Below are 1131 nucleotides of genomic sequence, written 5' to 3'. Positions count from 1 at the left end.
ATTTTCTTTGTTGTGTCCTTTTTGATCGCCAATGTATTCCTGGCTTATTTAATTGGGAGCGATCGGCTGATACTTTATATACAGGACGGGCCACTGGCTCATCTTAGCACGCTTATTTCATTACTAACTTTTACCGGGGTATTTTATTTTGTTTTCGCCTGGTTTCGGGAACAGGTTTGTATTATCGCCTGTCCCTACGGGAGGTTGCAGGGCGTACTACTGGACAACAAATCTATTGTGGTCGCTTATGACCATAAGAGAGGAGAAAAAGAAAAGGGTCGGGGAAAATTCAAAAAAAATGAAGATCGCGCAGCGAGTGGAAAAGGTGATTGTATTGATTGTTTTCAGTGTGTAAATGTTTGTCCTACCGGCATCGATATCAGGAACGGAACCCAGCTGGAATGTGTTAACTGCACGGCCTGTATAGATGCCTGTAACGATATTATGGAGGCAGTGGACCAACCCAAAGGATTGATTAGGTATGCCAGCGAAGAAAACATTGAAAAGAAGACCAAATTCAGTTTTACTCCACGTTTAAAAGGCTATTCTGCGGTACTTCTTATTTTGACCGGAATATTTACAGGAATGTTATTTTTAAGAAGCGATATTGAAGCGAATATATTGAGATTACCCGGACAGCTTTATGAGCATAAGGAAGGCAATATCATCAGCAATATATACACCTATAAATTGCTGAACAAAACTTCCCAAGAATTTGAAAATGTCCATTTTGAATTAATTTCTCATAAAGGAAATATTGAACCCGTAAAAGGAGAGATTAAAGTACCGGCACGCGGCCTGGCCGAAGGTACCCTTTTTATAGAAATTAGCGGAAGTGCTCTGAAAGATGAAAAGGACGAACTTGAAATCGAGGTCTATAGTAGGAATGTTTTAATTGAAACTACCAGCACCAGTTTCATGGGGCCGCGGAGTTTTAATTAGTGGGAGGGGTGAGAAATAAAAATTTGAAAAATCATTAGTGATAATATTTCCAAAGAAATCACTTTATAAAAATAAACATTATGAAAATCGATTGGGGAACAGGATTGGTAATAGGGATGGTAGCATTCATTAGCTTTATTATGTATTTCGTGGTAACAATGATGACTTCAAACGAGTATGATCATGACT

Annotated in this window: 1 protein-coding gene; it reads left to right on the top strand. The window is 38.6% G+C overall.

Annotated features, from left to right (window positions below; genetic code table 11):
- Window positions 1-942 (top strand): 4Fe-4S dicluster domain-containing protein (locus RM539_RS19850; RefSeq protein ID WP_311505159.1); only part of this gene is annotated, 942 nt, incomplete at its 5' end.
- Window positions 943-1131 lie beyond the last annotated feature (189 nt).

The organism is Autumnicola musiva (assembly GCF_031846585.1).
GTDB lineage: Bacteria > Bacteroidota > Bacteroidia > Flavobacteriales > Flavobacteriaceae > Autumnicola > Autumnicola musiva.
The sequence above is the reverse complement of the archived record's forward strand: the minus strand, read 5'-3'. Positions and strand labels throughout refer to the sequence as shown.